We start from the raw sequence: 24765 nt of genomic DNA, 5'->3' as shown, positions 1-24765 counted from the left end.
GCAGGAGTGCTCCCGGGTGGAATACGCCGATATCATCGCCGCCGTCGTCGGCGCTTTCGCCCTGGCCTGGATTGCTGACCAGTTGACGGGCCGTCGCGGCCTGTTCGCCACCCTGCTGGTGTCTGGCGTCGGGGCCCTGTGCGGCTGGTTCCTGGCGGTGCGGGTGTTCGCCGTCGGGACCATGGACGACTGGCTCTGGGTCGTCGCCGCCATGGCCGCTTCGGCTGTGTCCCTGTTTGGATTCTTCCTGTTCCGGAACAAGCGCTGATGCCGCCGCGCCTGCGCCGCTTCATCGCCGCCGTCGGCGTGCTGGCCTTCCTGACCTTCTATGTCTGGGCCGCGATCAGCATCGGCGACCGCTTGCCTGACGCCTGGTGGATCGACCTGCTGTTCTACGGCATCGCCGGCACCGCGTGGGGCCTGCCGCTGATCCCGCTGCTGCGCTGGGCCGAACAGGGCGGCCGTCGCAAACAGGCGACCGGTACGACGGACGACTAACCGTCGGCCCGCGGAATCGTCGTGGTTCTAACGACCGACAGCAGCCTGACCGCCCCCGGTCCGGGGCAGGACCAGCAGGCGCGCGGTGTCGACCGCAAGGCCGACCGTCGCGCCGATCGCCGGTGCTTCGTAATCGACGTGGACCGACAAGGTTTGCGGTCCGTTGCTGACGCGGACAATGCGGAACTTACCGGCATAGCCGACGGACTCCACCCGGACCTGAAGACCTGTTCCGGCGTCGGCGAGCCGCAAATCGGATGGACGCACGCCGATCCACGCCTCTCCGTCAGGCAGGATGGTGGCGGCCTGCCCCAGTACGGAGGTCGCCAGCCCCTGCCGGACCCCGGCTTCGACCAGATTGAGCGGCCCCAGCAACCGGGCGGCGGCGACCGAGGTCGGGCGGGTGTAGAGCGCGTGCGGCGTGCCGGTCTGGATGATGCGACCGGCGTCCATCAGGGCCAGATCGTCGGCCATGATCATGGCGTCCTCGGCGTCGTGGGTGACGACAATGGCAGAGGCACCGCTGTCGCGCAGGGCCCGGACCAGATCCTCGCGGACTTCGGCCCGCAGCGAACTGTCCAGGCTCGAGAAGGGCTCGTCCAGCAGGATCACCGCCGGGTCGCGCGCCAGGGCGCGGGCCAGGGCGACGCGCTGTTGCTCACCGCCGGACAAGGTGTGGGGAAAAGCGGACGCTCGATCGGCCAGACGCAGGCGCGTCAGCAAGGCGGCGACGACGACATCACGGTCGCGGCGTCCCTTGAGGCCGAAGCCGACGTTTCCGGCGACTGTCAGGTGCGGGAACAGGGCAAAGTCCTGAAACACCATGCCGACACGCCGTGCCTCGGGTGGCACCCGGCGATCGGGGGTGGTCACGACCTGGCCGTCGATGACGATGGACCCCGCATCAATCGATTCCAGGCCGCTGATCGCCCTCAGCAGGGTGCTCTTGCCCGAGCCGGATGCGCCCAGCAGGCCTAGGATGCGTCCCCGCGACAGGGTCAGGTCAGCCCCGTCCACCGCGATCTTGCGGCCATAGGCGCGGCGGACGCCGGTAACCGAGACGATGGCGTCAGTCATGGCCATGCGGGTCTCCGGGGCGCGAGGCAGTGATCTTGCGCGTCAGCCAGATCACGGCGGGAAGGGTCAGGGCGATGATCATCAGGCTGGGCCAGCCCGCATACGCAAGGCGCTCGTCACGGGCGTAGTTGTCGGCGATCACAGCCAGGGTATCGACGTTGAAGGGTCTCAGAATGAGGGTGGCGGGCAGTTCCTTCACCACATCGATAAACACCACCAGGATGGCGGTCAGAAGGGCCCCGGAGGCGATCGGCAGGCGCACCGACAGGGCGGCACCGACTTCGCTGCGGCCCAGCGTCCGGGCGGCGGCGACCATGGACGGGGTGACGCGGGTCAGGCCGGCCTCGACCGGCTCCAGTGCCGCCGCCATCAGCCGCGCCGCATAGGCGTAGATCAGCAGCACCAGCCCGACGCCGAGACCCGAGACCGCCCCGGGCATGTTCTGCCAGACCAGCGAGGCCGGAGCCAGAAGTCCGATCGCCATGACCGCGCCGGGGGTGGCATAACCCAGACTGCTGATCCGGGCGACGATCGGCATCCGCTCGGCCGAGAGGGCCAGACAGGTGGCCAGCACAACGGTGACGCAGGCGCCGGCGAGGCCGAGGCCCAGGCTGTGCGACGCCGCGCGGGCCAGCCGGCTCCACTCCGGGCTGACGTCGAGCGCATTCACGGCCAGCCAGCCGACCGGCAACAGCAGGCCGAGCGTCAGCAGGCCGAAGCAGAAGACGAAGGCGAGGACGCCGCGTCCGCCGGTCAGGCGCGTGGGCGCGATCGGGCGCCACCGGGCCCGGGCGGCTTCATCGGTTCGGCCCCGGCGACTGAGGCGCTCGATCCAGAGCAGGATCGCCGCCGCGGCGAGAAGCGGCAGGGCAAGGCGGGCGGCGGAGGCCAGCGAGCCATAGACGAACCAGGACCGCACCACGCCGGTCGTCAGGGTCTGGACGCTGAGAAACTGCACCGCGCCGAAATCAGCCAGCGTCTCCATGACGGCGAGGGCGACGCCCGCCGCCAGCGCCGGGCGCAGCAGGGGCAGGCCGACGCGAAACAGCGCCTGGATCGGCGTGCAGCCCAGACTGCGAGCTGCCTCGATCGCCTGGGCCGACTGGCTGACCAGCGCCGCGCGCAGCGTCAGATAGACGTATGGGTAAAAAGCCAGGGACAGGACGAAGGCAGCTCCCGGCAGGCTGCGGATATGGGGCCCCCACGCGATACCGGGCACGGCGCGCATCCAGGTCCGCAGATCGCCCGCGACATCGAACAGGTCCGCATAGGCATAGGCCAAAGCAAAGGCCGGTGCCGCCAGCGGCAGGGCCAGGGCCCAGGCGAAGACCGATCGGCCGGGAAAGCGATGCATGACCACCAGCCAGGCGGAGACGGATCCGAGAACTGCGGTTCCAATGGCGACCATCAGGGCTAGGGCGGCAGAGGTCAGGGCATATCGGATCAGGTCCGGGGCCGCGATGTCGGCCCGCCCGTCTCCAAATGCGGTCGCTACCACACCGACCAGGGGGGCAAGGGCGACGGCGGCGGCCAACCAGGCCAGCAGCCCCAACAGCGAAGGCCCGCCGTGCCGGAGGGCGCGACGGGCCGGTGGCGTCGAGTTGTTGTCGGCGGCTATCGCCAGCCCGCCGCGCTCATCAGGGTCTGGGCCTCGGCCTGGTGTCGGCCATAGACCGCGACTGACATCGGATGAGCGGTAAAGTCAGCATAGGCGTCGGTAGGGGGCGGAGCCGGGACGTCCGGACTGGCCGGGAACTCGTTATTGCCGGCGGAGACCATCGACTGGGCCTCGGGCGAGGCCAGGAATTCCAGCAACCGGACGGCGTTCTCACGGTTTGGAGCCCCGACGGCGACGCCACCGCCCGAGATGTTGACGTGGGTGCCCTGCCCGTCCAGCGACGGGAAGGCCAGCTTGACCTTCCGGGTAACTTCACGGTCGCCGGCGTCTTCGCCATTGGCCATCCGGATATAGTAGTACGAATTGGTCAGGGCGATCTCGCAGACTCCGGCGTTGACGGCGCGGATCTGGTCGCGGTCACCACCTTCCGGCGGGCGGGCCATGTTGGCGACGACTCCGCGCGTCCATTGGGCGGTCTTCTCGGGACCCCAGGCCTCGATCAGGGCCCCGACCAGCGACAGATTGTAGACGCTGTCGGCCGAGCGCACGCACAGGCGACCGCGGAAGCGGGGCGAGGCGATGTCCTCGTAGGTATCGACCTCGTCGGGCTGAACCTTGCTGGAGTCATAGGCGATGATGCGGGCGCGGCGGTTCAGGCCAAACCAGCGGCCCTCGGGATCGCGCAGATTGGCCGGGATGGCGGCGTCCAGCACAGGGGAGGTCGTGGGCTGGAACAGGTTGGCGCTTTGCGCGCGCCACAGGGCCCCGGCGTCGGCGGCTACGAACAGGTCCGCGGGGCTGGCGGCCCCCTCGCTGGTCATGCGGGCGATCAGCTGATCCGCATTGCCCTCGATCAGGTTGACCTTGATGCCGGTCTCTTCGGTGAAGCGCTCATACAGGGCCCGGTCGCTGTCGTAATGGCGTGCGCTGTAAAGATTGACTTCACCCGCCCCGGCCTTGTCGGCGGGAGCATCGCCCTGGCCACAGGCGGCCACCAGCATGGTCAGGGCGACGGACAGCATGAATGAGGTTCGGATTTGCATGCCGTGTGTCTTTCCCTTGATTGGGAGCGGGGTCAAGGGGAAACGACTTTGCGACGCGATAGCAGGTTGGTCCGGTGGCGATGGCGCTGAACGCCCGCAGCGCAACCAGACCTGAAACCCGGTCGCCCAATTGCAAAGGGGCCGCTCGAAAGCGACCCCTTCAACCAACCGTCTTCATTGAGGAAGATGGTCGGAGCGACAGGATTCGAACCTGCGACCCCTTGACCCCCAGTCAAGTGCGCTACCAGGCTGCGCCACGCTCCGGGAGGCGGCTCTATAGCCGGGGGGCGGCCGGCCCGCAAACCCAAAAGCGGGCATTTGTGCTCAGGGAGCCAGAACGGCCTCAAGTCGTAACCGCGCGCCCTCGATTTCGGCCAGAACCGTCTGCAGTCGTACCGGATTGGCCGCGGTCGGCGACGGTGTCGGGCTGGTCTCGTCGTCTCCGGCACCCATGGCGGCCGGGCTGTAGCTGACGCCCGCCTCGGGATTGCCGTAGGCGGCCAGCTTCTGCACCCCTTGCTCGCGATGCAACCGCTGGACGCCCTTGATGGTCAGGCCCTCATCGTGCAGCAGACGCCGCACGGCCTTCAGCAGCACAATGTCCTGCGGCCGGTAGAAACGGCGGCCCCCGGCCCGCTTCAGCGGGCTGATGAAGCTGAATTTGGTTTCCCAGAAGCGCAGCACATGCTGCGGCGTGCCGATGTCGTCGGCGGCTTCGGAAATCGTGCGAAAGGCGTTGGGGCCCTTGGCCATGGCGTCAGGCCTTGACGACCGCGTCGTGTACCCGGCCCTTCATGATCTGCGAGGCGCGGAAGCTGATGACCCTGCGCGGGTTGATCGCCGCCGGCTCGCCCGTCTTGGGGTTGCGGCCCATCCGGGCGCGCTTCTCGCGGACCTGGAAGACGCCGAAGCCTGACAGCTTCACCATCTCGCCGCGTTCCAGTGACTCGACTATCAGCTCCAGTGTGCGCTCGACCAGGGTCGAACACTCCTGGCGAGACAATCCGACCTCATCGTGCACGGCGTCGCAAAGATCCGCGCGGGTCAGGGTATGGTGATCGCTCATGGCTGGCTCCCCTTCCAAACAGTCCCTCACCCCATCAAAGAGCAAGCGGGATCAAATGGAAAGCGCCAAATGCACGTTACAGGCGAAGCGCGCACGCGCCCCACGTCAGTCCGCCGCCCATGGCCTCCATCAGCACCAGGTCGCCACGCTTGATGCGGCCATCGCGGATGGCGGCGTCCAGCGCCAGCGGGATCGAGGCCGCCGAGGTATTGGCATGGGTGGCTACAGTCGAGACGACCTTGGATTCGTCCAGCCCCAATCGGTCACCGACACCCTTGATGATCCGCTGGTTGGCCTGGTGCGGGACGAACCAGTCGACGTCGGCGATTTCGATGTTGGCGGCCTTGGCGGCGGCGGTGATGGCTTCGGCGATGTTGACCACGGCATGGCGGAACACCTGATTGCCGGACATGCGCAGATGGCCGACCGCGCCGGTCGTGGCCGGTCCGCCGTCGACATACAGTAGCTCGGACTTGGTGCCGTCGCAGCGCAGGGCGAAGCCCAGCAACCCCTGATCGGCCTTGGTTCCCTGCCCCTCGCGCGGCTCCATGACCACCGCCCCGGCACCGTCGCCGAACAGCACGCAGGTGCTTCGGTCGGACCAGTCCATCAGCCGGGTCATTTCCTCGGCCCCGATGACCAGGGCGCATTTGGCCAGACCGCGGGCGACGAAGCCGTCGGCGACGCTCAATGCATAGACGAAGCCCGAACAGACCGCCTGCACGTCGAAGGCCGGGCAGACGCCCACCCCGAGCTTGCGTTGCACGATCGCCGCCGTGGCCGGAAAGGTCATGTCCGGTGTCGTGGTGGCGACGATGATCAGATCGACATCGGCCACGCTGCGTCCGGCGTCGGCCAGGGCTTTCAGCGCAGCTTCGACGGCCAGGTCGCTGGTCGGTTGGTCCTCGCGGGCCTTGTGGCGTTGACGGATGCCGGTGCGCTCGACGATCCATTCGTCGGAGGTGTCGACGAATTTCGAAAGGTCGGCATTGGTGACGATATTCTCGGGCAGATAGGAGCCGACGCCGGTGACGGCGCTGCGGGTAACGCTCACTATAAACTCTCCCCGGCGGGATCGCTGTCCGACGCCGTTGCAGGTGGATGTTCAAGGACGGTAACGAGCCGCTGCAGGCTGGTGCCCACCTTGGTCATATAGTCGCTTCGCGCCAGTTCGACAGCGACCCGGATGGCATTGCCGAAACCTTTGGCGTCGGCCCCGCCGTGACTCTTCACGACAATGCCGTTCAGGCCCAGCAGCGGCCCGCCGTTGATGGCGCTGGGGTCGATTCTCTGGCGCATCTGCTGCAGCGCCGGCAGGGCGATCAGCGCGCCCAGCTTGGCCTGCAGGCTGGAGGTCAGGGCCTCTTTCATCAGGGTCGAGATGAACCGGGCCACACCTTCGGCCGTCTTCAGCGCGATATTGCCGGTGAAACCGTCGGTGACGATGACGTCGACCGTGCCCCTGGCGATATCCGTTCCCTCGACGAAGCCGTGATAGTCGAGGTCGAGGCCGCCGTTACGCAGGATGGCGTGAGCCTCGCGCACGTCATCGTGACCCTTCATGTCCTCGGAACCGATATTGAGCAGGCCGATCGTCGGCCGCGCGACGCCGTGCACGGCGGCGTGGAAGGCTTCGCCCATGATGGCAAACTCGACCAGCTGTTCAGCGTCGCACTGGATGTTGGCCCCGACGTCCAGCACGGCAGTGACGCCGCGCGATGTGGGCCAGCTGGCGACAATGGCCGGGCGCTCCAGCCCTGGGACCGCCATCCGCAGCAGCAGTTTGGAAATGGCCATCAGCGCCCCGGTGTTGCCGGCGGACACCACGGCCCCGGCCTCACCGATCTTGACCGCCTCGATGGCGTTCCACAGGCTCGACCCCTTGCCGCGACGCATCGCCTGGGCCGGCTTCTCGTCCATGGCCACGACCTTGTCGGTATGGCGGATCTCGCAGACTTCGGCCGTCAGGTGACAGCGCTTCATCTCGGCGGCGATTGCCGCCTCGTCTCCGTGCACCAGAAAGCGCACGCCCTCCCCGCCATGGCGCTGGCGGTAGTCACGGATGCCGGCGACCACAACGACGGGACCGAAGTCCCCGCCCATGGCGTCGAGCGAGATCAGAACAGGGGATACCAAGTGGAATTCGACTCCGTCGCGCCGAATGCTGGGGCACCGGCAAGGGCGGCTGACGATAGCGCCGCTCAGGGGGGATGCAACTGGCTCGCCGTCGCGTCAACCTTGCTCGGGCGAAGCCTTGGGATGAAGCGTCTTCAGTACGGCGAACGGTGACACCTCAGCGGGCTCGTCCGGTTGGACGAACTCGGCCCCCGGCTTGCGCGGGAACGGGTCGAGGCACAGGGCCAGTTGCTCGACCGCATACTGGCCGAGGTCGATACGACCGTCCTCGATCAGGTCGGGCGAATCATCCTCGACGGTGATGACGATTTCGTCGGTCTCGGGCTCGACGGCCTCGCTCAGGGTGATCGAGAAGGGCGAATCGACCTCCACCGGCAGGGGTTCCAGCGTCAGACCGCAGGTCTGGACCGCGCTGGCCTTGACCCGACCGGACAGACGCCAGCCCTCGGCCACCGGCTTGAGGCTCATCTCGGCCACGAAGGCGTCCAGCGAGGCCAGGTCGAGGGCCCTGGCGATGCGCTTGCGGGCCTCGGCGTCAGGCTCAAGGGTTCGCGTCACACCGCCAAGGGTCTGGTTCAGCCGTACGGGATCGCTGAAGGGAAGGTCGGGCAGCGCACTCATGCTGAAATCTCCGCCCATTGGGGCTGACGGACCACGGCATCGAAGTCCTGAGCCGCCAGGGTGGCGCGGCTGGCAACGACATAGCGGGCCAGGGTTTCGGCGGTGGCACTGTCATCGTTGCCATAGACATTACGAGCCAGTCCGGCGGCCAGGGCGGCCTCGTCCCCGGCCCGCAGCGGGGGCTCATAGGTGGTCATCCGCCCGTACAGCGACTCGCCCAGCTTGCGCATCTTCTTGCCGACGGACACGTCGCCGACGCCCAGTTCGCGCAAGGAGTTGTCGAGGGCCGAGACATAGGTGTCGAACAGGACCTGGGCCGCCTCCCCGCCCCGGTCGCCGTCATCGCGCAGACGCAGGACCAGCAGCAGGACATGCAGCGTATAAAGTTCAAACCGCGCATCAATCCGGTCGTCCACGCCCAGCCGGGTGTAAAAGTCGGGACGGCGAGCCTGGGTCACTGCCAGAGCATACAGGGCATCGCCGTCGAGGGCGGCCGGTCGGGATCGGAGCAAATTCTTGAGCATGATATTACGGCCCCTTTTCTGCCGCGCCGTTGAACTAGGACGCGGGTCCGGTTAGGTCAAAGACCTTGTTCTGTCACAGGCTCCTGCACATGCCCCGTCTGACGCCGATTTCTACCGCCCGACTGCTGGCCCTCGTTTCGATGGCAGCCCTGGCCACGGCCTGCGCCCCGACCGTTGGAGTCAACGGATTCCAGAACGTCGATGCCAAGCCGACCGACATCGTCGCGGGTACGGACACCAAGGAAACCGTGATCGCCCGGCTGGGCAGCCCGTCGACCACCTCGACCTTCGAGGGCGACAGCATCTGGTACTACATCAGCCAGACGACCGAAAAATACACCTACAACCTGCCGCAGGTCACCCAGCGCAGTGTCACCGAAATCACCTTCAACGACGCCGAACAGGTCGCTGCGGTCCGGACCCTGGGTCTGGAAGATGGTCAGGATCTGACCATGCAGCGCCGCGAGACCCCGACCCGGGGCCGTGAGCTGACGATCATGGAACAGCTGCTGGGCAACGTCGGCCGCGGCCAACTGCCCCGGACCGACGAGAACCAGCCGGGCCAGCGCCGCCCCGACTAACGAACCTTCCGACATCCATACAGACAGACGCCCCGGAGATCGCTCTCCGGGGCGTCTTTCGTTTCGGACCGGATGAACCGGTCCGCACCCCGGGCATGACCCGGGGCGCGGCCGGACAGTCGATCAGAAGATCTTGTTGCTCGCCAGCACCGCCAGCAGCAGCAGGGCGACGATGTTGGTGATCTTGATCATCGGGTTCACCGCCGGGCCGGAGGTGTCCTTGTAGGGATCCCCGACCGTATCGCCGGTCACCGCGGCCTTGTGGGCTTCGGAGCCCTTGCCGTGAACGACACCGTTCTTGTCGGTGAATCCTTCCTCGATCACCTTCTTGGCATTGTCCCAGGCCCCGCCGCCGGAGGTCATCGAGACCGCGACGAAGAAGCCTGTGACGATGACGCCCATCAGCATGGCCCCGAGCGCGGCGAAGGCCGTGGCCTTGTCCGAGATCGACAGCACGGCGACGAACAGGACGATCGGCGACAGCACCGGCAGCAGCGACGGTACAATCATCTCCTTGATCGCCGCCTTGGTCAGGATGTCGACGGCCCGCCCGTACTCCGGCTTGACCTCATAGGTCATGATGCCGGGGTTCTCGCGGAACTGACGCCGGACCTCCGCCACGACAGCCTCGGCGGCGCGACCCACCGCCATCATCGACATGCCGCCGAACAGGAAGGGCAGCAGCCCCCCGAACAGCAGGCCGACGACGACATAGGGGTTGGTCAGGGCGAAATCGATCTCACCCATATTGGCGAAGAACGGATACTCCGCCGCATTGGCCGCAAAATACTGCAGGTCGGACGTATAGGCCGCGAACAGCACCAGCGCGCCGAGGCCCGCCGAACCGATCGCATAGCCCTTGGTCACGGCCTTGGTGGTGTTGCCCACGGCGTCGAGAGCGTCGGTGACATGACGGACGTCAGCAGGCAGACCCGCCATTTCGGCGATGCCGCCGGCGTTGTCGGTGACCGGACCGAAGGCGTCCAGGGCGACGATCATCCCCGCCACACCCAGCATGGTGGTGGTGGCGATGGCGATGCCGAACAGGCCCGCCAGCTGGAAGCTGACGATGATGCCGACGATGATGGTCAGGGCCGGCAGGGCCGTCGACTCGAGCGAGACGGCCAGACCCTGGATCACATTGGTGCCGTGACCCGAGACCGAGGCGTTGGCCACCGACCGCACCGGGCGGAAATTCGACCCGGTATAGTATTCAGTGATGACCACGATGGCCGCGGTGACGCCCAGACCGACCATGCCGGACCAGAACAGGCTCATCGGTTCGATGACCAAGCCGTTGTTAGTGACGATGTCGCCGGTAACCAGATGCTTGATGACGACATACACGGCGATCGCCGACAGCACCCCGGTGACGACCAGCCCCTGATACAGGGCCCCCATGATGTTCTGGCCCTTGCCCAGACGGACAAAGAAACTGCCGATGATCGAGGTCACGATGCAGATGCCGCAGATAGCCAGCGGCAGCAGCATCATCACGTCGACATAGGGCTGGCCGCGGAAGAAGATCGCCGCCAACACCATGGTGGCGACCGTGGTCACCGCATAGGTTTCGAACAGGTCAGCGGCCATGCCGGCGCAGTCGCCGACATTGTCACCGACGTTGTCAGCGATAGTCGCGGCGTTGCGGGGATCGTCCTCGGGGATGCCGGCCTCGACCTTGCCGACCATGTCGCCACCGACGTCCGCACCCTTGGTGAAGATGCCGCCGCCGAGACGGGCGAAGATCGAGATCAGGGAGGCACCGAAGCCCAGGGCGACGAGGCCGTCGATGACCTCACGACCGGTGCGCGGCAGTTCGAGGACCTCGGTCAGGACGCCATAGTAGCCTGCCACGCCCAGCAGGGCACCGCCGGCCACGAACATGCCGGTGATGGCCCCCGAGCGGAATGCGAGATCCAGTCCCTTGCCGAGGCTCTCGGACGCGGCCTGGGCCGTGCGCACATTGGCGCGGACCGAGATCAGCATGCCCGCGAAACCGGCCAGGCCCGACAGGACCGCACCGATCACGAAGCCGATGGCCGCATAGATGCCGATCAGCAAATAGGCGGCGATCAGGATGACCACCCCGACCATGGCAATGGTTGTGTACTGCCGCCGGAGATAGGCGGATGCGCCCTCCTGAATCGCCGCGGCGATCTCCTGCATTTTCTCGTTGCCTGCGCTGGCCTTCATCAGCGAGGCGGTCTGGACGGCACCGAAGAGCACGCCGAGCGCTCCCGCTGCGATGACCAGCCATAGGTATGACGTCATGGCGTTTCGTTTCCCTGTGCAAACATGGCGCCCGGACCCTTGGCGCGGTGGGGCGTTTTCGCCTCTCTCCGCCTTCCGGTCCCCCCGTGCGCAACGGACGCGAAGATGCGTCCATGGGGAATTGCGGCGGAAAGTTGCCAAATGCGCCGGTCAGACGCAACAACGGTTTTTACAGGATCACCTGGGTTGGACCCGGGTGCGGTTCCGGGGGGTCTGGTTGACCACCTCAACCCGGGCCACGGCCCCGCGTCCGGCCAGGGTCGCAGCGGACCGCAGCAGGCTCGCGGACAAGGCGGAGACGTCGATCACATCCCAGTCGTCGGCGACTGTGAAGGGGGTTCGGTAGGCTGCCCGGGTCAGCGCGTCGCGGAGATAGGGCTCCTTCGCCCGCATCCGTTCTATCGTCTGTCCCCGGCCGAGATGCAGCCGCAGCGATACAAACACGTAATTGCGAATTCGCCCGTCAGCGATGACCGGCAGACCCACACCGGCGATCGATAGCGGTGGAGCGTCCAGCGGTGATTCGCTGGTCGAGGCCAGGACGGCTGACGGCGCGGCGGTGGCCACGGCAATTGTTCCGGCGATGAGTTCACGACGACGCATGGTCGGACCATGGCGATCATCCCTTAGGATTCCGTTGCGTTCAGTCGTGGGTCCAGCCCGGCTGGCGGACGGCGACGATGTTGTCGGCCCAGCGAACCGTCACTCCGGTCCCCGCGACAACCCGACCGATGGCCGTCAGGCGCAGATGCTGTCGCTCGGCGGCGCGGCGCAGATCGGCTTCGTCACCGGCGCGCGCGGTGAAGGCGATCTCATAGTCGTCTCCCCCGGTGGCCAGCTGGACCCGGGCGTCCTGCGGGTCGACCCGCCCGTCCAGCCAGGCCTGGGCGGCCGCCGAGACCGGCAGGATACCGAGGTCGATTTCCAGCGCCACGCCGCTGGCGGCCGCCACATGCTCGAGGTCCGCGATCAGTCCGTCCGAGACGTCGATCGCTGCGGTCGCCAGATCACGGATCTGTTCGGCAAAGGCTGTGCGCGGCATCGGTGAGCGGTAGTGTTCGATCAATGACTTGATCCGCTCGGGCTCCAGCGAGAGCAGGCCCCTCGCGGCCTGCAGGCCCAGATAGCCGTCGCCGATTGCACCGGTGACCAGGATCACGTCACCCGGCCGGGCACCGTCGCGGCCGACCGTCCGGCCCTTCGGCATCCATCCAAGCATGGTCAGGGAAAAGCTTGCCGGTCCCGGGGTGTTGACCGTGTCCCCACCCAGCAGGGCCACATCGAATTCCGCCTGATCGTGTTTCAGTCCGGCCGCAAAGGCCTCGCGTTCGGGCCAGCCGCAACGCTTCGACCAGAAACAACCCAGCATATAGCCGAATGGTTCGGCCCCCTTGGCGGCCAGATCGGACAGACTCACCCGCAGCAGCTTGCGCGCCACTGTGTCCATCGGGTCCTCGGCCAGAAAATGAACGCCCTCGACGATTGAGTCCTTGGTCAGGACCAGATCGTATCCGGGTCGGGACGGGACGACGGCGACATCGTCGAGTAGTCCCCGGCCCCATTCCGGATGAGCCAGCGGCGCGAGCAGCCGGCGGATGGTTTCGAACTCTCCGGCGGCGTCAACCGAGGGCATCACGCGCCACGCCGTCGAGCGCCGCGTTCACGAATTTCGCCTCGGCATCGTCGAAGAAGGCCTTGGCCAGCTCGACGTATTCATCGATGACGATTTCGCGCGGAATGTTGCGCTGTTCCCGCAATTCCCAGGCCCCTGCCCGCAACAGGGCGCGCAGGGTCGAATCGAGTCGTTCCATGCGCCAGTTGGACGCCAGACGCGCCTTGATCGCCGCGTCGATGTCACGCTGACCCCCGATCACGCCGCGCACGATCTCCTGGAAATAGTCCTCATCGGCTTCGGCCAGGACCTCGCCCTCGATGTCGGCATCGAAGCGGTGGGACAGGAACTCGGTGATCACGGTGTCGACGCCCTCCCCGGCCAGTTCCATCTGGTACAGGGCCTGAACGGCGGCCAGGCGGGCGACCGTGCGGGCACGACGCTGGCGCGAGGTCAGATGGGGCTCGGCGCGCTGCTTTTGCGCTTCGGCGAGCTGGGCGATTACGGCCTGGATGCTGTTGGGTTCGGTCACGACCCCAGTCCTACCCGCAGCCGCTTCTTCAACGCAATGAGCTCCAGACAGGCACGGGCCGCGCCGCCACCCTTGTCACCCTCGCTGAGCCGCGCCCGGGCCCAGGCCTGGGCCTCGTCCTCGACGGTCAGGATGCCGTTTCCGATCAGCAGGCCCTTGATGCCCAGCTGGCACAGACCGGCCGCTGACTGGTCGGAAACGATCTCGAAATGATAGGTCTCGCCGCGGATCACGCAGCCCAGGGCGACATAGCCGTCATAGCGCGGGGCCGTCGGAAAACGACCGGCCTCCTCGGCCAGGGTGATGGCCGTGGGGATTTCCAGCGCGCCGGGTACGGTGACGACATCGTACTTTGCCCCCCGCGCGGTCAGGGCATCCTTCGCCCCCTCCAGCAGGGCATCGGCCAGATCGTCGTAATAGCGCGCCTCGACGATCAGGATGCGGTCAGGTTCGGTCAGGATTGGTCTTCTCCGTCCATGTCACGCCAGCCGACGATGCGCAGGCCATAGCCTTCCAGCGCCGTCGGTGACGGTCGGGTCGAGCTCATCACGATCATATCGCGCACGCCGAGGTCGAGCAGGATCTGAGCCCCGACGCCGTAGTTGCGGATCGACCGGTCGACGGCCGTCGGTTTTTCGCCGCCGGACAGACGCTCGGCCAGACCCCGCAATTCGGGATCGCGCAGGAAAACGGTGACGCCGGCCCCGTCGTGTTTGTGAATGGCCTTCAGGGCCAGCGGCACATAATCCTGACGGGCCTCGACATGGCCCAGCAAATCAGCGGCGAAATCGACCTGGTGCATCCGCACCAGCGTCGGCTTGCCGGCCTCGATCTTGCCGCTGACGAGGGCGACATGCTCGACCCCCTCAATGGCATTGCGATACAGCATCAGCCGGAACGGGCCGCCGTGGACGCTCTCGAACGGCGTGTCCATGACCCGCTCGACCAGCCGTTCGGTGCGGCGGCGATAGGCGATCAGGTCGGCGATGGTGCCGATCTTCAGCCCGTGCAACTGGGCGAAGGCCACCAGGTCGGGCATCCGCGCCATGGTGCCGTCGTCATTCATGATTTCGCAGATCACGCCGGCCGGGGTCAGTCCGGCCATGCGCGAGATGTCGACGGCGGCCTCGGTATGACCGGTGCGGACCAGCACCCCGCCGTCGCGGGCCACCAGCGGGAAGACGTGTCCGGGCGAAACGATGTCGTCGGCCCCCTTGGTCGGGTCCGCCGCCACCTGGACGGTGCGTGCCCGGTCGGCGGCCGAGATGCCGGTTGTCACGCCGTCCTTCGCCTCGATCGAGACGGTGAAGGCCGTGCCCATGCTCTCGCGGTTGTCGGCGGCCATCGGCGGCAGGCGCAACTGGCGGGCCCGCTCGCCGGTGATGGCCAGACAGACCAGACCGCGCGCATGGCGGACCATGAAATTGATCTGGTCCGGCGTGGCGAACTGGGCCGGGATGATGATGTCACCCTCGTTCTCCCGGTCCTCGGCGTCGACGAGGATATAGGGTTTGCCGTTGCGGGCATCCTCGAGGATGTCCTCGATGGGGCTGATCGGGCTGTCGTTCATATTGGCTGCCAATTGCATCAGGCCGTCTCCTGCCATCGCGCGAGGTATCGCGCCAGCATGTCGATTTCGAGATTGACCGGATCGCCGGCCGTTAATTCGCCGAGCGTCGTCTCCGACCAGGTGTGCGGGATGATGTTCAGGCCGAATTCCCGGTCCTCGACCGTGTTGACCGTCAGCGACACCCCATCGACCGTGATCGAGCCCTTGGCAGCGATATAGCGGTGCAGCGGGGCCGGGGCCGCGATCGTCAACCGGTGCGACCCGCCCTCGGGCGTCACCGACACCACCCGACCCAGACCGTCGACATGGCCTGACACGATATGACCGCCCAGTTCGTCGCCCAGTTTCGCGGCCCGCTCCAGATTGACCCGCGTTCCGGCTTCCCAGCGGCTGAGCGTCGTCTTCGACAGGGTCTCGCCCGAGACCTCGACCGCGAACCAGCCGGGGCCGGTCTCGACCACGGTCAGGCAGCAGCCCGCGTGGCTGATCGAAGCCCCAAGAGCCAGCGTCGCCGTGTCCCAGGCGGTCTCGATCTCATAGCGCCGGTCGCGCGCGGTCTGGCTGACTGCGCGTACCCTGCCGATGTCGGTGACGATGCCGGTGAACATTCAGAGCCTTTCGTAACGTTCCCACAGGTCGTCACCGCAGGGCTCGACCGCAAGGCGCCGGAAGGCCGGGGCGTCGGAAAGCTTGGCCAGCGCCAGGCCGGCGACGCAGGCGCGACCGTCTCCCCCCAGCATGATCGGGGCCCGGAACCACTCCAGCGTATCGACCAGTCCGGCGGCGATGAAGGAGGCCGCGACCCGGCCGCCACCTTCGATCATCAGGGCTCCGATCCCGCGCCGATGCAGGGTCGCCAGCACCGCCGCCGGTGCCGGACGGCCCTCCAGGGCCTCGACCTGCTCGATTTCGGCCTCGCCAACCGGTGACGGTTCAGCGGCGGTCAGGATCAAGGTGTTGGCCCCGGCGATCCGGGCCGTGGCCGGGGTTCGTAGCCGGCTGTCCAGCACGATCCGCAGCGGCTGGTCGACCGGCCGCCCCGGCAGGCGCGCCGTCAGTTCAGGATCGTCGACCAGCACCGTCTCGACCCCGACCAGAATTCCGTCATGCGAAGCGCGCAGCCGATGCCCGGCCAGTCGCGCGGCCTCGCCGGTGATCCATTTCGACTCGCCCGACGCCGTGGCGATGCGACCGTCCAGCGACGTCGCCAGTTTCAGGGTGACGCGGGGCCGCATCAGCTGCGGCCGGGCTCGTCCAGCCCTTCGTCGCCGAGGAATTTGGCGAAATCGCCGGTGTGACGGAAATCCTTGTAGACCGAGGCGTAGCGGACATAGGCCACTTCATCGACACCCTTCAGCGCCTTCATGATGAAGTCGCCGACGGTGCTGGACGGGATCTCGGTCTCGCCCAGACTCTCCAGTTGACGCACGATGCGGCTGACCAGCTGTTCGATCTGTTCCGGCTGCACCGGCCGCTTGCGCAGGGCGATGCCCAGCGACCGCTCCAGCTTGTCGCGGTCAAACGGGGTCCGGCGGCCGTTGCGCTTGAGAATCATCAGCTCACGCAGCTGGACCCGCTCAAAGGTGGTGAAACGCCCGTTGCAGTTGGGGCAGGACCGCCGACGCCGGATGGCCGCGCCGTCGTCCGACGGGCGGCTGTCCTTCACCTGGGTGTCCTGATGTCCGCAGAAGGGGCATTTCATCGCGGTCTATCCATAGATCGGGAAGCGACGGGTCAGCGCCCGCACCTCGTCGGCGACCCGGGCCTGAACGGCGGCGTCGGCCTCGTCCGTGCCCTGCATCGAGTCGATCACATCGGCGATCCAGTGGCCGACCTGCTGGAATTCGGCGACGCCGAAGCCGCGCGTGGTCCCGGCCGGGGTGCCCAGACGCACGCCCGAGGTCACCGTGAAGGGCGCAGTGTCGAACGGCACGCCGTTCTTGTTGCAGGTCATCAGGGCGTGCTCCAGCGCCGCCTCGGTGGCCTTGCCGGTCACGCCCTTGGGCCGCAGGTCGACCAGCATCAGATGGCTGTCGGTGCCGCCCGAAACGATGGCCAGACCGCGTGACTCCAGCACCGCGGCCAGGGCCCGGGCATTGTCGACGACCTGTTGGGCATACATCTTGAATTCCGGTTTGAGCGCCTCGCCGAAGGCCACGGCCTTGGCTGCGATCACATGCTCCAGCGGGCCGCCCTGCAGGCCGGGGAACACGGCCGAGTTGATCTTCTTGGCGATGTCGCCGTCGTTGGTCAGCACCATGCCGCCGCGCGGACCGCGCAGGGTCTTGTGGGTGGTGGTGGTGGTGACATGGGCGTGGGCCACCGGGTCCGGATAGGCTCCGCCGGCGATCAGGCCCGCATAGTGGGCCATGTCGACCATCAGCCAGGCCCCGACGCTGTCGGCGATCTCGCGGAAGCGCTTGAAGTCGATGTGGCGGCTGTAGGCCGAGGCCCCGGCCACGATCAGCTTGGGCTTTTCCTGTTCGGCCATGGCCTGAACATGATCATAATCAATCAGATGGTCGTCTTCATTGACCTTGTAGGTCACCGGCCGGAACCACTTTCCCGACTGGTTGGCCGGGCTGCCGTGGGTCAGGTGGCCGCCGCAGGCCAGGTCCATGCCCAGGAAGGTGTCGCCGGGCTGCAGCAGGGCCATGAACACCGCCTGGTTGGCCTGGGCCCCGGAGTGCGGCTGAACGTTGGCAAAGCCGCAGCCGAACAGCTGTTTGGCGCGCTCGCGGGCGAGGTCTTCGGTCACGTCGACGTATTCGCAGCCGCCATAGTAGCGGCGGCCCGGATAGCCTTCGGCATATTTGTTGGTCAGGACCGAGCCCTGGGCCTCCAGCACCGCCTTTGAGACGATGTTTTCCGAGGCGATCAGCTCGATCTGTTCCTGCTGTCGACCCAGTTCCCCGGCGATACCGCGAGCGATCTCCGGGTCGGCCTCGGCCAGACCGCGCGAGAAATAGGCGTCGTGGATGAAGGGTACGGTCACGGCAGGGCTCACGGCTGGACGAGGGAGGCCACTTATCTAGGCCGTGGCGCGTCTGGCCACAACATCTAGTGGTCGGACTGCCCGGCATGGGCGTAAACCGCGACGGAAGAGGCTATGCCGCCGTCGGGCCACGCGGCCAGCGCAGGGCGTAGGCTACGATCCCGAGGGTGACGAAAATCTCCAGCACCACGACGAGCTGATAGAATGGGGCCGAACCGAAAAAGGTCAGCGCCTCTATAGCCGTATAGGCGAGACCGAGCACGACATTGAGCCAGCGGCTGATCAACCGCGGCAAGGCAGCGGACAGAAAGATCATCAGTGCCGGGACAGCGAGCACGATCGCCGCGCCGAGGAGGACTCCGGCGGTCGCCTCACCCAGCGGTCCAAATTTTCCGGCCGCCATCCCCTCGATTGTGCCTGGACGATAGAGGCTGAAATAGTCGTTGTAGATGTAGAGGCCCATCAGAGAGGCCCATAGCAGCGAAATCGCCAGCCCTGTGGGCAGCCGGAATGTCTCAGATTGACTGTCGCTCAACGGAACCCCCTGATCGTCAATGGCACCCCACAGTCCAAGCCTAAGGGCGCATTTTCAGTGAGGCAAGACAGCTACGCTTGAGTCAGGGCGCGTTTCAGCTTGGCGATGGCCAGCCGTTCGACCGCCTTGGGCTCGGCCGCCGGACCGACGGCGCAGGCTTCGCGCCCGGTCGCCACATGGATGGCCGAAACCTTCAGATACAGGCCGTTGCGGACCTTCTCGATGATGATCCCGCCAACGCCCGGGTCACTCATCAGGCGACGGCAGGGAGGCGCGCCACATTGCAGTGGGTCCACAGTCGGTCCATCGCCTTGACCAGATCATCCATCATCGCATCGGTGTGATTGGGCGACGGGGTGAAGCGCAGGCGCTCGGTGCCCTTGGGCACGGTCGGATAGTTGATCGGCTGGACATAGACGCCGTGCTCTTCCAGCAGCATGTCCGAGATCAGCTTGCAGTGTACCGGATCGCCGACGTGCACCGGCACGATATGGCTCTCGCTGGGCAGGACCGGGATGCCGGCGGCGGCAAAGCGCGACTTCAGGGTGGCGGCGCGTTCCTGGTGGGCCACGCGCAGCTCCGGGCTGGCCTTCAGGTGGCGGACCGAGGCCAGGGCCCCGGCGGTCAGGGCCGGCGGCAGACTGGTGGTGAAGATAAAGCCGGCGGCCCAGCTACGCACGGCGTCGACGATCACGGCGTCGGCGGCGATATAGCCGCCCATCACGCCGATGGCCTTGCCCAGGGTGCATTCGACGATGTCGATGCCGTCCAGCAGGCCGTCGCGTTCGGCCACGCCGGCACCGGTCGGGCCGTACAGGCCGACCGCATGGACCTCGTCCAGATAGGTCATAGCTCCGTATTTCCGGGCCAGGGTGATGGTGCCGGCCAGGTCGGAAATGTCGCCGTCCATCGAATAGACGCTCTCGAAGGCGATCAGCTTGGGCGCGTCGGCCGGCGCATCGCGCAGCAGGACCTCAAGGTGCGCCAGATCGTTGTGGGCGTAGATGTGCCGTTCGCAGCCGCCGTTGCGGATGCCGGCGATCATCGAGGCGTGGTTCAGCGAGTCGGAGAAGATGATCAGGTTTGGCAGGATGCGCTGCAGGGTCGTTAGCGTCGCCTCATTGGCGACGTAGCCCGAGGTGAACAGCAGGGCCGCTTCCTTCTGGTGCCAGCTCGCCAGTTCGGCCTCCAGATCGACGGCTGACCGGGTCGTGCCAGAGATATTGCGGGTGCCGCCGGCACCGGCTCCGACCGCATCGATCTCGGCCTGCATGGCTTCCAGCACCGCCGGGTGCTGGCCCATGCCCAGATAGTCGTTCGAGCACCAGATGACGACGTCTTGCTCGGACCCGTCCTCGCGCCGGCGCGTCGCCAGCGGGAACTGACCCCGCACGCGCTTCAGATCGGCGAAAACGCGGTAGCGTCCCTCGCTCTTGACCTGCTCCACGGCGGTTTCGAATGCAGTCTTGTAGTCGTACAACGTAACAGCTCTTCTCAGCTCCGGGCGGTGCGCGACCGTCCAGGAAAGACGGGCGCGTATTGCGCCGATTGGCTTCGTCTGTCCACGCAAACGCAAGGACAAATCGCCGCAAACCCTTAATTGATAACGGTTCTCAATTATGAATCCACGGCGATTCCGCAGGCTGATTTCTTGCCCGCGTGGAGATCAACCCGCCTTGATCTGGATCATTTCGGCAATTGATCCAGCTGCCCGCGCAGCATCTGCAGGATCCCCGAAAAGTCGCGACCGCCATAACCCAGCCGGTCGAACAGTTGATATAGCGCCTCGGATTGTGCCCCCAGCGGGGTGCTGGCCCCGGACTTGGCCGCCGCATCCTGGGCCAGTTTCAGGTCCTTCAGCATCATGGCCGTGGCGAAGCCGCCGTCATAGTTGCGGTTGGACGGCGCGGTCGGCACCGGACCGGGCCACGGATAGTAGCTGCTGACGCTCCACGACTGGCCCGATGACTTGGAGGCGATGTCGAAGAATTTGACCGGGTCCAGCCCCAGTTTCTCGGCCAGGGCCACGGCTTCGCAGGTGCCGATCATGGTGATGCCCAGGATCATGTTGTTGCAGATCTTGGCCGCCTGCCCGGCCCCGTGATCGCCGGCGCGCATCGTCACCCGGCTCATCGGCTCCAGCGCCGGCTCGACCCGGGCGAAGTCAGCCTCATCGCAGCCGACCATAAAGGCCAGGGTCCCGGCGTCGGCCGCGACCGTGCCGCCCGATACGGGGGCGTCTGCGAAGGCGTAGCCTGCGGCCTTGGCCAGTCCGGCGACCTTGCGGGCCGTGTCGACGTCGATGGTCGAACAGTCCAGCAGCAGGGCGGTCTTCGGTGCGGTACCGATGATCTGTTCGGAATAGACCGACAGCACATGCGGTCCGGCGGGCAGCATGGTGATGACGATGTCCGCTCCGGCGACCGCCTCGGCCACGGAACCGGCGGCGACGCAGCCCGCGGCCACGGCCCGTTCCAGTGCCGCCGGCGACAGGTCAAAGGCCTGGACGGTGTGGCCGGCCTTGGCCTGGTTGGCGGCCATGCCGCCGCCCATGTTGCCGAGTCCGATGAAGGCGATCTTGTGCGTCATGGCGAGGGTTTCCCTGTGCGATTTCGCGGCAGGGGTAGCGCCTCCCGTCCCGCTTCGCCAGCGGGGCGGTGTGGTTTCGCTCAGCCCGGCTTGCGGAAGCGCAGCATGAACTGGCTGGTGTGGCCGCGGATCGACGGATCAAAGACATTGGCGGTGAGCGGATCGTCGGGATTGATCAGGGTGTCGTCCTCCGCGTCCAGCACGAAGCCGGCCGCCTCGACCTCGGCTCTGACCGTGGCCGGATCGATCCGGTGCTGGCTATCGGCGACCTCCAGTGACGACCCGGCGGCGGCGACATGGTCGACGATCACATACAGGCCGCCGGGCTTGAGCGCCGCGAAGGCGGCCGCATTGATCCGGGCTGCCGTGTCGGGCGGCACCACATCCAGATGCAGGTCATGATAGTTCTGGGCCGTGAAGATCAGGTCCAGACCCTCGGGCCAGGCCGGTGTAGCCAGCGGCGAGTCGATGGCCGTGACATTGGGCAATTCCGCAATGTCGACCAGGGCCTGGCCATAGACGGCGGCGAAAGCCACAAATTCGGCCGGCTGCCAGCCGGTGACATGTCCCTCAGGCCCGACCGCAGCCGAGAAGACGCGGGTGAAATAGCCGCCACCGATGATCATGTCGCCGATCGACTGACCCGGGCCGACCTCGGCAAACGCCAGGGTCTCGGCCGTGTGCCGCGCCGCATCCCGCGCCCGGTCCGCGTCGGTCCGAACCGGATCGGCCAGGGCCGCCGCATAGACGGTGTCCGCTGTCGACTGGGCGGCGACCGGCCCGGCGATCGCCGTGCTCAGGGCCAGGGCCGCCGTGGCGGCGAGGAACAGGGACCGACGCATCGTAAACCTCCATCGCGCCCGCATGACGCAACGGCAGACTAACGCGAACGGCGTTCGGTGTCAGTCGGGTTTGCGGAAGCGATAGACGAACTGGTCGGTCTGACCGCGAATGGCGGCGTCGAAGACGTTCAGGCTGTGATCGTCGGCCGGATTGGCGACGGCCCGGCTTTCGCCCTCGAAGACGAAGCCGGCGGCCTCGACCTCACGACGCAGGAAATCACCCTCGATCCGGTGCAGGGTCGAGACCTGGCTGTTGCCGGTCCCGGCCGCACCCTGATGATCGATGACCACATACTGACCGCCGGGCTTGAGCGCCGCAAAGACGGCCCGGTTCATCCGCGCCACGTCGACGCCGAAGCCGGGGATGTGGAAGTCGTGATATTCCTGGCTCATGAACACGACATCCAGCGGCTGGTCGAAGGTCATGGTGTCGAGGTCGCCGTTGACCCGGCTGACGTTGCCATAACCGGCCACCAGGGCGTCAGCCGCCCCGTTCTCGCGTACGGCGGTGCGGTTGGGCACAAAGGCATAGACCTGACCGCTCGGCCCGACGACGCTGGAAAACAGCCGGGTGAAATAGCCGGCTCCGGGCCGGATGTCGGCGATGCGGTCGCCGCGGTCCAGATCGATGAAGGCCAGCATGTCGGCCGGATGGCGCAGGGCGTCACGGGCCACCTCGTCGGCGGGGCGGCGCGGATCGGCGATCGCGGTCCGGTACCAGGCTGTCGTGGGAGCCGGGGTGGCGCTGGCGGCGGGCGCGTGGACCACAGTCCGCTCACCGCCGTCGGTCGCGATGATCAGACAGCCGGACAGGGCAACCGAGGCCGCGGCGGCGAGAAGCAGGGTCTTGAACATGGCGATTTCCCGAATGGCGTTGGCGCAGATACGCCCCGATTGTGCGGCGGACGCAAGAGGCCTTACAGCGGCGTCCACTCCTCGCCCGCCGGCAGCGGCGCGAACAGGGCGTCGAGGGCGGCGTCCGTAACCCCGGCCAGATCGGCGGGCGACCAGTGCGGTGTGTTGTCCTTATCGACGATGACGGCCCGCACCCCCTCCTGGAAATCGTGGGTCCGCACGACCCGGCCGCCGAGCCGGTATTCCATCGCCATGTTCTCGGCGAAGGACGTCAGATGTGCTCCGGTCCGCAGTTGGCGCAGCGTCACCTTCAGCGACTGCGGTGACTTGGTCTTCAGCACCGCCAGCTGGGTCCGGGCCCAGTCGGTGTTCTCGGCCTCCAGCGCCGCGACGATGGCCTCGACCGTGTCGTGGGCGAACAGCCGGTCGATCGTGTCGATATGGGCGTCCAGCGGGGCCTCGCCCGGATCGACGGCCAGTTCGTCGGCGATGTCGACCGGAAAGCCCGGGTCGGCGGTCAGAATGGTGCGGAACACCTCGACCTCGTCGGACGGCATGAAATGGGTATGGATGCCCAGGGCTACCGTGTCCGCCGCCTTCAGCCGCGCCCCGGTCAGGGCCAGCCAGGTGCCGGCGAATCCCGGCAGGCGCGGCAGGAACCAGCCGCCGCCCACGTCGGGGAACAGGCCGATGCCGGTCTCGGGCATGGCATAGGTGGTGTGTTCGGTGGCGATGCGGACCACGGCCGGTTCGGAAATGCCGACGCCGCCGCCCATGACGATGCCGTCGACGATGGCCGTGACCGGCTTTGGATAGTCGAACAGCAGATGATTCAGCCGGTATTCGGCATGGAAGAAGGCCCGGGCGGCGCTGGCGTCCCCGGCCCCGCTCTCGGCGATCATGCGGATGTCGCCCCCGGCGCAGAAGCCGCGCTCCCCGGCATGGTCGATCAGCACCGACAGCACCGCCGCGTTGTCCTGCCAGTCCAGCAGGGCCGCGATTATCAGGTCGCACATCGGATGATTCAGCGCATGCAGCGCTTTGGGCCGGTTCAGGGTGATGCGGCCGACGCCGGATTCGACGCGGGTCAGGACTTCGGGTTCTTCGGTCATAGGCCCCGACTTAGTCGCGAAGATCGAGGACGGGAAGACCGGCGGCTGCCGCGGCGTCCAGAAGATCGCCGTCGCGGGACGCCAGGGTGCCCCCAACCGCCATGGTCAGCCACAGATAGCTGGCATCAAAAAGGCTGAGGCCGCGGGCGGCGGCCATGCCTGCGAGAGAGCGAATCTCGGCCTGCCCCGGAGCCGCAGCGACCGCGATCCCGAAGCTGTCGAGGACGGCGAACGCCTCGCGCAGGTCAAAGCCCGGTGCGCGGCGGGTCTGGCGAACGAGCAGGTTTCCGACCTCCCACTGGAACACATGGGGCGCGATGGGCGTGTAGGTCGAGATCCGGTCCAGCAGATTCACCGCGGATGAAGTCGTCTGCGACGCCAGAAGCCAGGCGGCTGCCGTCGACGCATCAACGATCAGTTTCGTCACGCGCGATCGCCTTCAGCTCCTCCCACGACAGGGACTCCCATTCCGGATCGGGGGCCTGCTTGTCACGAAAGACGCGGGCGCGTTCGGCGACGCCCGGGGTGCCGGCAAGACGCGCGGACGGTTCCGGTGCGAGCCGGGCCACAGCCTTGCCGTGCCGGGTGATCACGATGGCCTGTCCTGACGTTTCGACCTCATCGATCAGCGCGGACAGATTCGTCTTGGCTTCGAGTACGCCAACTGTGCGCACAATATTCTCCTGAC

The 24765-nt window shown here is 66.8% G+C and carries 31 protein-coding genes and 1 tRNA gene; 3 read left to right on the top strand and 29 right to left on the bottom strand.

What is annotated here, in order from left to right; all coding sequences use genetic code 11:
* The first annotated feature begins 16 nt into the window (after window positions 1-16).
* Both AAC067_RS02420 and AAC067_RS02415 read left to right on the top strand, forming a co-directional pair.
* On the top strand, window positions 17-268 hold the full coding sequence (locus AAC067_RS02420) for a transglycosylase (protein WP_339929168.1): 252 nt from the start codon (window positions 17-19) through the stop codon (window positions 266-268).
* Window positions 268-498, top strand: a complete 231-nt coding sequence (locus AAC067_RS02415; protein ID WP_339929166.1) for a DUF2842 domain-containing protein — start codon at window positions 268-270, stop codon at window positions 496-498. The genes AAC067_RS02420 and AAC067_RS02415 overlap by 1 nt, the downstream gene beginning before the upstream one ends.
* Window positions 499-525: 27 nt before the next feature.
* On the opposite strand, the gene AAC067_RS02410 is transcribed toward AAC067_RS02415, so the two are convergent.
* The 10 genes from AAC067_RS02410 to AAC067_RS02365 all read right to left on the bottom strand — a co-directional run bounded on the left by AAC067_RS02410 (window position 526) and on the right by AAC067_RS02365 (window position 8583).
* The gene (locus tag AAC067_RS02410; protein WP_339929164.1) at window positions 526-1581 is read right to left on the bottom strand and encodes an ABC transporter ATP-binding protein; all 1056 of its coding nucleotides are present in this window, start codon (window positions 1579-1581) and stop codon (window positions 526-528) included.
* Window positions 1568-3127: an iron ABC transporter permease gene (locus tag AAC067_RS02405; RefSeq protein ID WP_339929162.1), complete on the bottom strand. Its 1560-nt coding sequence runs from the start codon at window positions 3125-3127 to the stop codon at window positions 1568-1570. Before AAC067_RS02405 ends, AAC067_RS02410 begins: the two co-directional genes overlap by 14 nt.
* Before the next feature lie 62 nt (window positions 3128-3189).
* Window positions 3190-4236, bottom strand: coding sequence for an extracellular solute-binding protein (locus AAC067_RS02400; RefSeq protein ID WP_339929160.1), 1047 nt, complete (start codon window positions 4234-4236; stop codon window positions 3190-3192).
* 187 nt (window positions 4237-4423) lie between these two features.
* A tRNA-Pro gene (locus tag AAC067_RS02395) sits at window positions 4424-4500 on the bottom strand.
* Between the two features lie 60 nt (window positions 4501-4560).
* Window positions 4561-4989, bottom strand: a complete 429-nt coding sequence (locus tag AAC067_RS02390) for a MerR family transcriptional regulator (RefSeq protein WP_339929158.1) — start codon at window positions 4987-4989, stop codon at window positions 4561-4563.
* A gap of 4 nt (window positions 4990-4993) precedes the next feature.
* Window positions 4994-5302, bottom strand: coding sequence for an integration host factor subunit alpha (locus AAC067_RS02385; RefSeq protein WP_339929156.1), 309 nt, complete (start codon window positions 5300-5302; stop codon window positions 4994-4996).
* 76 nt (window positions 5303-5378) lie between these two features.
* Complete coding sequence (locus AAC067_RS02380) at window positions 5379-6356, bottom strand: beta-ketoacyl-ACP synthase III (protein ID WP_339929154.1); 978 nt, start codon at window positions 6354-6356, stop codon at window positions 5379-5381.
* Entirely contained in the window at window positions 6356-7438 is a 1083-nt protein-coding gene (gene plsX / locus AAC067_RS02375; RefSeq protein WP_339929152.1) for a phosphate acyltransferase PlsX, read from the bottom strand. Before plsX ends, AAC067_RS02380 begins: the two co-directional genes overlap by 1 nt.
* Before the next feature lie 96 nt (window positions 7439-7534).
* Window positions 7535-8059: a DUF177 domain-containing protein gene (locus tag AAC067_RS02370; RefSeq protein ID WP_339929150.1), complete on the bottom strand. Its 525-nt coding sequence runs from the start codon at window positions 8057-8059 to the stop codon at window positions 7535-7537.
* A complete protein-coding gene (locus tag AAC067_RS02365; RefSeq protein ID WP_339929148.1) occupies window positions 8056-8583 on the bottom strand; it encodes a ubiquinol-cytochrome C chaperone family protein in 528 nt (175 codons plus the stop codon). Before AAC067_RS02365 ends, AAC067_RS02370 begins: the two co-directional genes overlap by 4 nt.
* An 89-nt stretch (window positions 8584-8672) precedes the next feature.
* On the opposite strand from AAC067_RS02365, the gene bamE reads away from it, so the two are divergent.
* Window positions 8673-9164, top strand: coding sequence for an outer membrane protein assembly factor BamE (gene bamE, locus AAC067_RS02360; RefSeq protein ID WP_339929146.1), 492 nt, complete (start codon window positions 8673-8675; stop codon window positions 9162-9164).
* A gap of 123 nt (window positions 9165-9287) precedes the next feature.
* Here bamE and AAC067_RS02355 read toward each other — a convergent pair whose 3' ends face one another.
* The 19 genes from AAC067_RS02355 to AAC067_RS02265 all read right to left on the bottom strand — a co-directional run bounded on the left by AAC067_RS02355 (window position 9288) and on the right by AAC067_RS02265 (window position 24751).
* Window positions 9288-11435, bottom strand: a complete 2148-nt coding sequence (locus AAC067_RS02355; RefSeq protein WP_339929144.1) for a sodium-translocating pyrophosphatase — start codon at window positions 11433-11435, stop codon at window positions 9288-9290.
* 177 nt (window positions 11436-11612) lie between these two features.
* Window positions 11613-12038 (bottom strand): hypothetical protein, encoded by a 426-nt coding sequence (locus AAC067_RS02350; RefSeq protein ID WP_339929142.1) that lies wholly within the window; start codon window positions 12036-12038, stop codon window positions 11613-11615.
* A gap of 40 nt (window positions 12039-12078) precedes the next feature.
* Window positions 12079-13068, bottom strand: coding sequence for a thiamine-phosphate kinase (thiL, locus tag AAC067_RS02345; protein WP_339929770.1), 990 nt, complete (start codon window positions 13066-13068; stop codon window positions 12079-12081).
* Window positions 13055-13579, bottom strand: coding sequence for a transcription antitermination factor NusB (gene nusB / locus AAC067_RS02340; protein WP_339929140.1), 525 nt, complete (start codon window positions 13577-13579; stop codon window positions 13055-13057). The genes thiL and nusB overlap by 14 nt, the downstream gene beginning before the upstream one ends.
* Window positions 13576-14037, bottom strand: a complete 462-nt coding sequence (ribH, locus tag AAC067_RS02335; protein WP_339929768.1) for a 6,7-dimethyl-8-ribityllumazine synthase — start codon at window positions 14035-14037, stop codon at window positions 13576-13578. Before ribH ends, nusB begins: the two co-directional genes overlap by 4 nt.
* The gene (ribB, locus tag AAC067_RS02330) at window positions 14034-15167 is read right to left on the bottom strand and encodes a 3,4-dihydroxy-2-butanone-4-phosphate synthase (protein ID WP_339929138.1); all 1134 of its coding nucleotides are present in this window, start codon (window positions 15165-15167) and stop codon (window positions 14034-14036) included. Before ribB ends, ribH begins: the two co-directional genes overlap by 4 nt.
* Complete coding sequence (locus AAC067_RS02325; protein WP_339929136.1) at window positions 15167-15757, bottom strand: riboflavin synthase; 591 nt, start codon at window positions 15755-15757, stop codon at window positions 15167-15169. Before AAC067_RS02325 ends, ribB begins: the two co-directional genes overlap by 1 nt.
* A complete protein-coding gene (locus AAC067_RS02320) occupies window positions 15758-16384 on the bottom strand; it encodes a RibD family protein (RefSeq protein WP_339929134.1) in 627 nt (208 codons plus the stop codon).
* The gene (gene nrdR, locus AAC067_RS02315) at window positions 16384-16851 is read right to left on the bottom strand and encodes a transcriptional regulator NrdR (RefSeq protein ID WP_300445443.1); all 468 of its coding nucleotides are present in this window, start codon (window positions 16849-16851) and stop codon (window positions 16384-16386) included. The genes AAC067_RS02320 and nrdR overlap by 1 nt, the downstream gene beginning before the upstream one ends.
* Window positions 16852-16857: 6 nt before the next feature.
* The gene (gene glyA, locus AAC067_RS02310) at window positions 16858-18129 is read right to left on the bottom strand and encodes a serine hydroxymethyltransferase (RefSeq protein ID WP_339929766.1); all 1272 of its coding nucleotides are present in this window, start codon (window positions 18127-18129) and stop codon (window positions 16858-16860) included.
* A gap of 127 nt (window positions 18130-18256) precedes the next feature.
* The gene (locus tag AAC067_RS02305) at window positions 18257-18679 is read right to left on the bottom strand and encodes a DUF6326 family protein (RefSeq protein WP_339929132.1); all 423 of its coding nucleotides are present in this window, start codon (window positions 18677-18679) and stop codon (window positions 18257-18259) included.
* Between the two features lie 71 nt (window positions 18680-18750).
* Window positions 18751-18933 (bottom strand): hypothetical protein, encoded by a 183-nt coding sequence (locus AAC067_RS02300; protein ID WP_339929130.1) that lies wholly within the window; start codon window positions 18931-18933, stop codon window positions 18751-18753.
* Complete coding sequence (gene hemA / locus AAC067_RS02295) at window positions 18933-20159, bottom strand: 5-aminolevulinate synthase (RefSeq protein ID WP_339929128.1); 1227 nt, start codon at window positions 20157-20159, stop codon at window positions 18933-18935. The genes AAC067_RS02300 and hemA overlap by 1 nt, the downstream gene beginning before the upstream one ends.
* A gap of 206 nt (window positions 20160-20365) precedes the next feature.
* Window positions 20366-21268: a 3-hydroxyisobutyrate dehydrogenase gene (gene mmsB, locus AAC067_RS02290; RefSeq protein WP_339929126.1), complete on the bottom strand. Its 903-nt coding sequence runs from the start codon at window positions 21266-21268 to the stop codon at window positions 20366-20368.
* Between the two features lie 80 nt (window positions 21269-21348).
* Window positions 21349-22110, bottom strand: coding sequence for a methyltransferase (locus tag AAC067_RS02285; protein WP_339929124.1), 762 nt, complete (start codon window positions 22108-22110; stop codon window positions 21349-21351).
* Window positions 22111-22170: 60 nt separating this feature from the next.
* Window positions 22171-22965 carry a hypothetical protein gene (locus AAC067_RS02280; RefSeq protein WP_339929122.1) on the bottom strand — a complete coding sequence of 265 codons (795 nt, stop codon included), beginning with the start codon at window positions 22963-22965 and terminating at the stop codon, window positions 22171-22173.
* A 62-nt stretch (window positions 22966-23027) separates the two neighbouring features.
* The gene (locus AAC067_RS02275) at window positions 23028-24077 is read right to left on the bottom strand and encodes an enoyl-CoA hydratase/isomerase family protein (protein WP_339929120.1); all 1050 of its coding nucleotides are present in this window, start codon (window positions 24075-24077) and stop codon (window positions 23028-23030) included.
* A gap of 10 nt (window positions 24078-24087) precedes the next feature.
* Complete coding sequence (locus AAC067_RS02270; protein WP_339929118.1) at window positions 24088-24504, bottom strand: type II toxin-antitoxin system VapC family toxin; 417 nt, start codon at window positions 24502-24504, stop codon at window positions 24088-24090.
* Window positions 24485-24751, bottom strand: coding sequence for a type II toxin-antitoxin system Phd/YefM family antitoxin (locus AAC067_RS02265; protein WP_339929117.1), 267 nt, complete (start codon window positions 24749-24751; stop codon window positions 24485-24487). Before AAC067_RS02265 ends, AAC067_RS02270 begins: the two co-directional genes overlap by 20 nt.
* Window positions 24752-24765 lie beyond the last annotated feature (14 nt).

Source organism: uncultured Brevundimonas sp., from assembly GCF_963977465.1.
Classification (GTDB): Bacteria; Pseudomonadota; Alphaproteobacteria; order Caulobacterales; family Caulobacteraceae; genus Brevundimonas.
This window is presented reverse-complemented; position numbering and strand designations above follow the sequence as displayed.

Excerpts from the sequence above, each read along its gene's own strand:
- AAC067_RS02415 (WP_339929166.1), top strand. The coding sequence starts at position 268 with ATGCCGCCGCGCCTGCGCCGCTTCATCGCCGCCGTCGGCGTGCTGGCC.
- AAC067_RS02410 (WP_339929164.1), bottom strand. The coding sequence starts at position 1,581 with ATGGCCATGACTGACGCCATCGTCTCGGTTACCGGCGTCCGCCGCGCC.
- AAC067_RS02400 (WP_339929160.1), bottom strand. The coding sequence starts at position 4,236 with ATGCAAATCCGAACCTCATTCATGCTGTCCGTCGCCCTGACCATGCTG.
- AAC067_RS02390 (WP_339929158.1), bottom strand. The coding sequence starts at position 4,989 with ATGGCCAAGGGCCCCAACGCCTTTCGCACGATTTCCGAAGCCGCCGAC.
- AAC067_RS02385 (WP_339929156.1), bottom strand. The coding sequence starts at position 5,302 with ATGAGCGATCACCATACCCTGACCCGCGCGGATCTTTGCGACGCCGTG.
- AAC067_RS02370 (WP_339929150.1), bottom strand. The coding sequence starts at position 8,059 with ATGAGTGCGCTGCCCGACCTTCCCTTCAGCGATCCCGTACGGCTGAAC.
- AAC067_RS02365 (WP_339929148.1), bottom strand. The coding sequence starts at position 8,583 with ATGCTCAAGAATTTGCTCCGATCCCGACCGGCCGCCCTCGACGGCGAT.
- bamE (WP_339929146.1), top strand. The coding sequence starts at position 8,673 with ATGCCCCGTCTGACGCCGATTTCTACCGCCCGACTGCTGGCCCTCGTT.
- AAC067_RS02355 (WP_339929144.1), bottom strand. The coding sequence starts at position 11,435 with ATGACGTCATACCTATGGCTGGTCATCGCAGCGGGAGCGCTCGGCGTG.
- AAC067_RS02350 (WP_339929142.1), bottom strand. The coding sequence starts at position 12,038 with ATGCGTCGTCGTGAACTCATCGCCGGAACAATTGCCGTGGCCACCGCC.
- thiL (WP_339929770.1), bottom strand. The coding sequence starts at position 13,068 with ATGCCCTCGGTTGACGCCGCCGGAGAGTTCGAAACCATCCGCCGGCTG.
- ribB (WP_339929138.1), bottom strand. The coding sequence starts at position 15,167 with ATGCAATTGGCAGCCAATATGAACGACAGCCCGATCAGCCCCATCGAG.
- AAC067_RS02325 (WP_339929136.1), bottom strand. The coding sequence starts at position 15,757 with ATGTTCACCGGCATCGTCACCGACATCGGCAGGGTACGCGCAGTCAGC.
- AAC067_RS02320 (WP_339929134.1), bottom strand. The coding sequence starts at position 16,384 with ATGCGGCCCCGCGTCACCCTGAAACTGGCGACGTCGCTGGACGGTCGC.
- nrdR (WP_300445443.1), bottom strand. The coding sequence starts at position 16,851 with ATGAAATGCCCCTTCTGCGGACATCAGGACACCCAGGTGAAGGACAGC.
- AAC067_RS02300 (WP_339929130.1), bottom strand. The coding sequence starts at position 18,933 with ATGAGTGACCCGGGCGTTGGCGGGATCATCATCGAGAAGGTCCGCAAC.
- mmsB (WP_339929126.1), bottom strand. The coding sequence starts at position 21,268 with ATGACGCACAAGATCGCCTTCATCGGACTCGGCAACATGGGCGGCGGC.
- AAC067_RS02285 (WP_339929124.1), bottom strand. The coding sequence starts at position 22,110 with ATGCGTCGGTCCCTGTTCCTCGCCGCCACGGCGGCCCTGGCCCTGAGC.
- AAC067_RS02280 (WP_339929122.1), bottom strand. The coding sequence starts at position 22,965 with ATGTTCAAGACCCTGCTTCTCGCCGCCGCGGCCTCGGTTGCCCTGTCC.
- AAC067_RS02275 (WP_339929120.1), bottom strand. The coding sequence starts at position 24,077 with ATGACCGAAGAACCCGAAGTCCTGACCCGCGTCGAATCCGGCGTCGGC.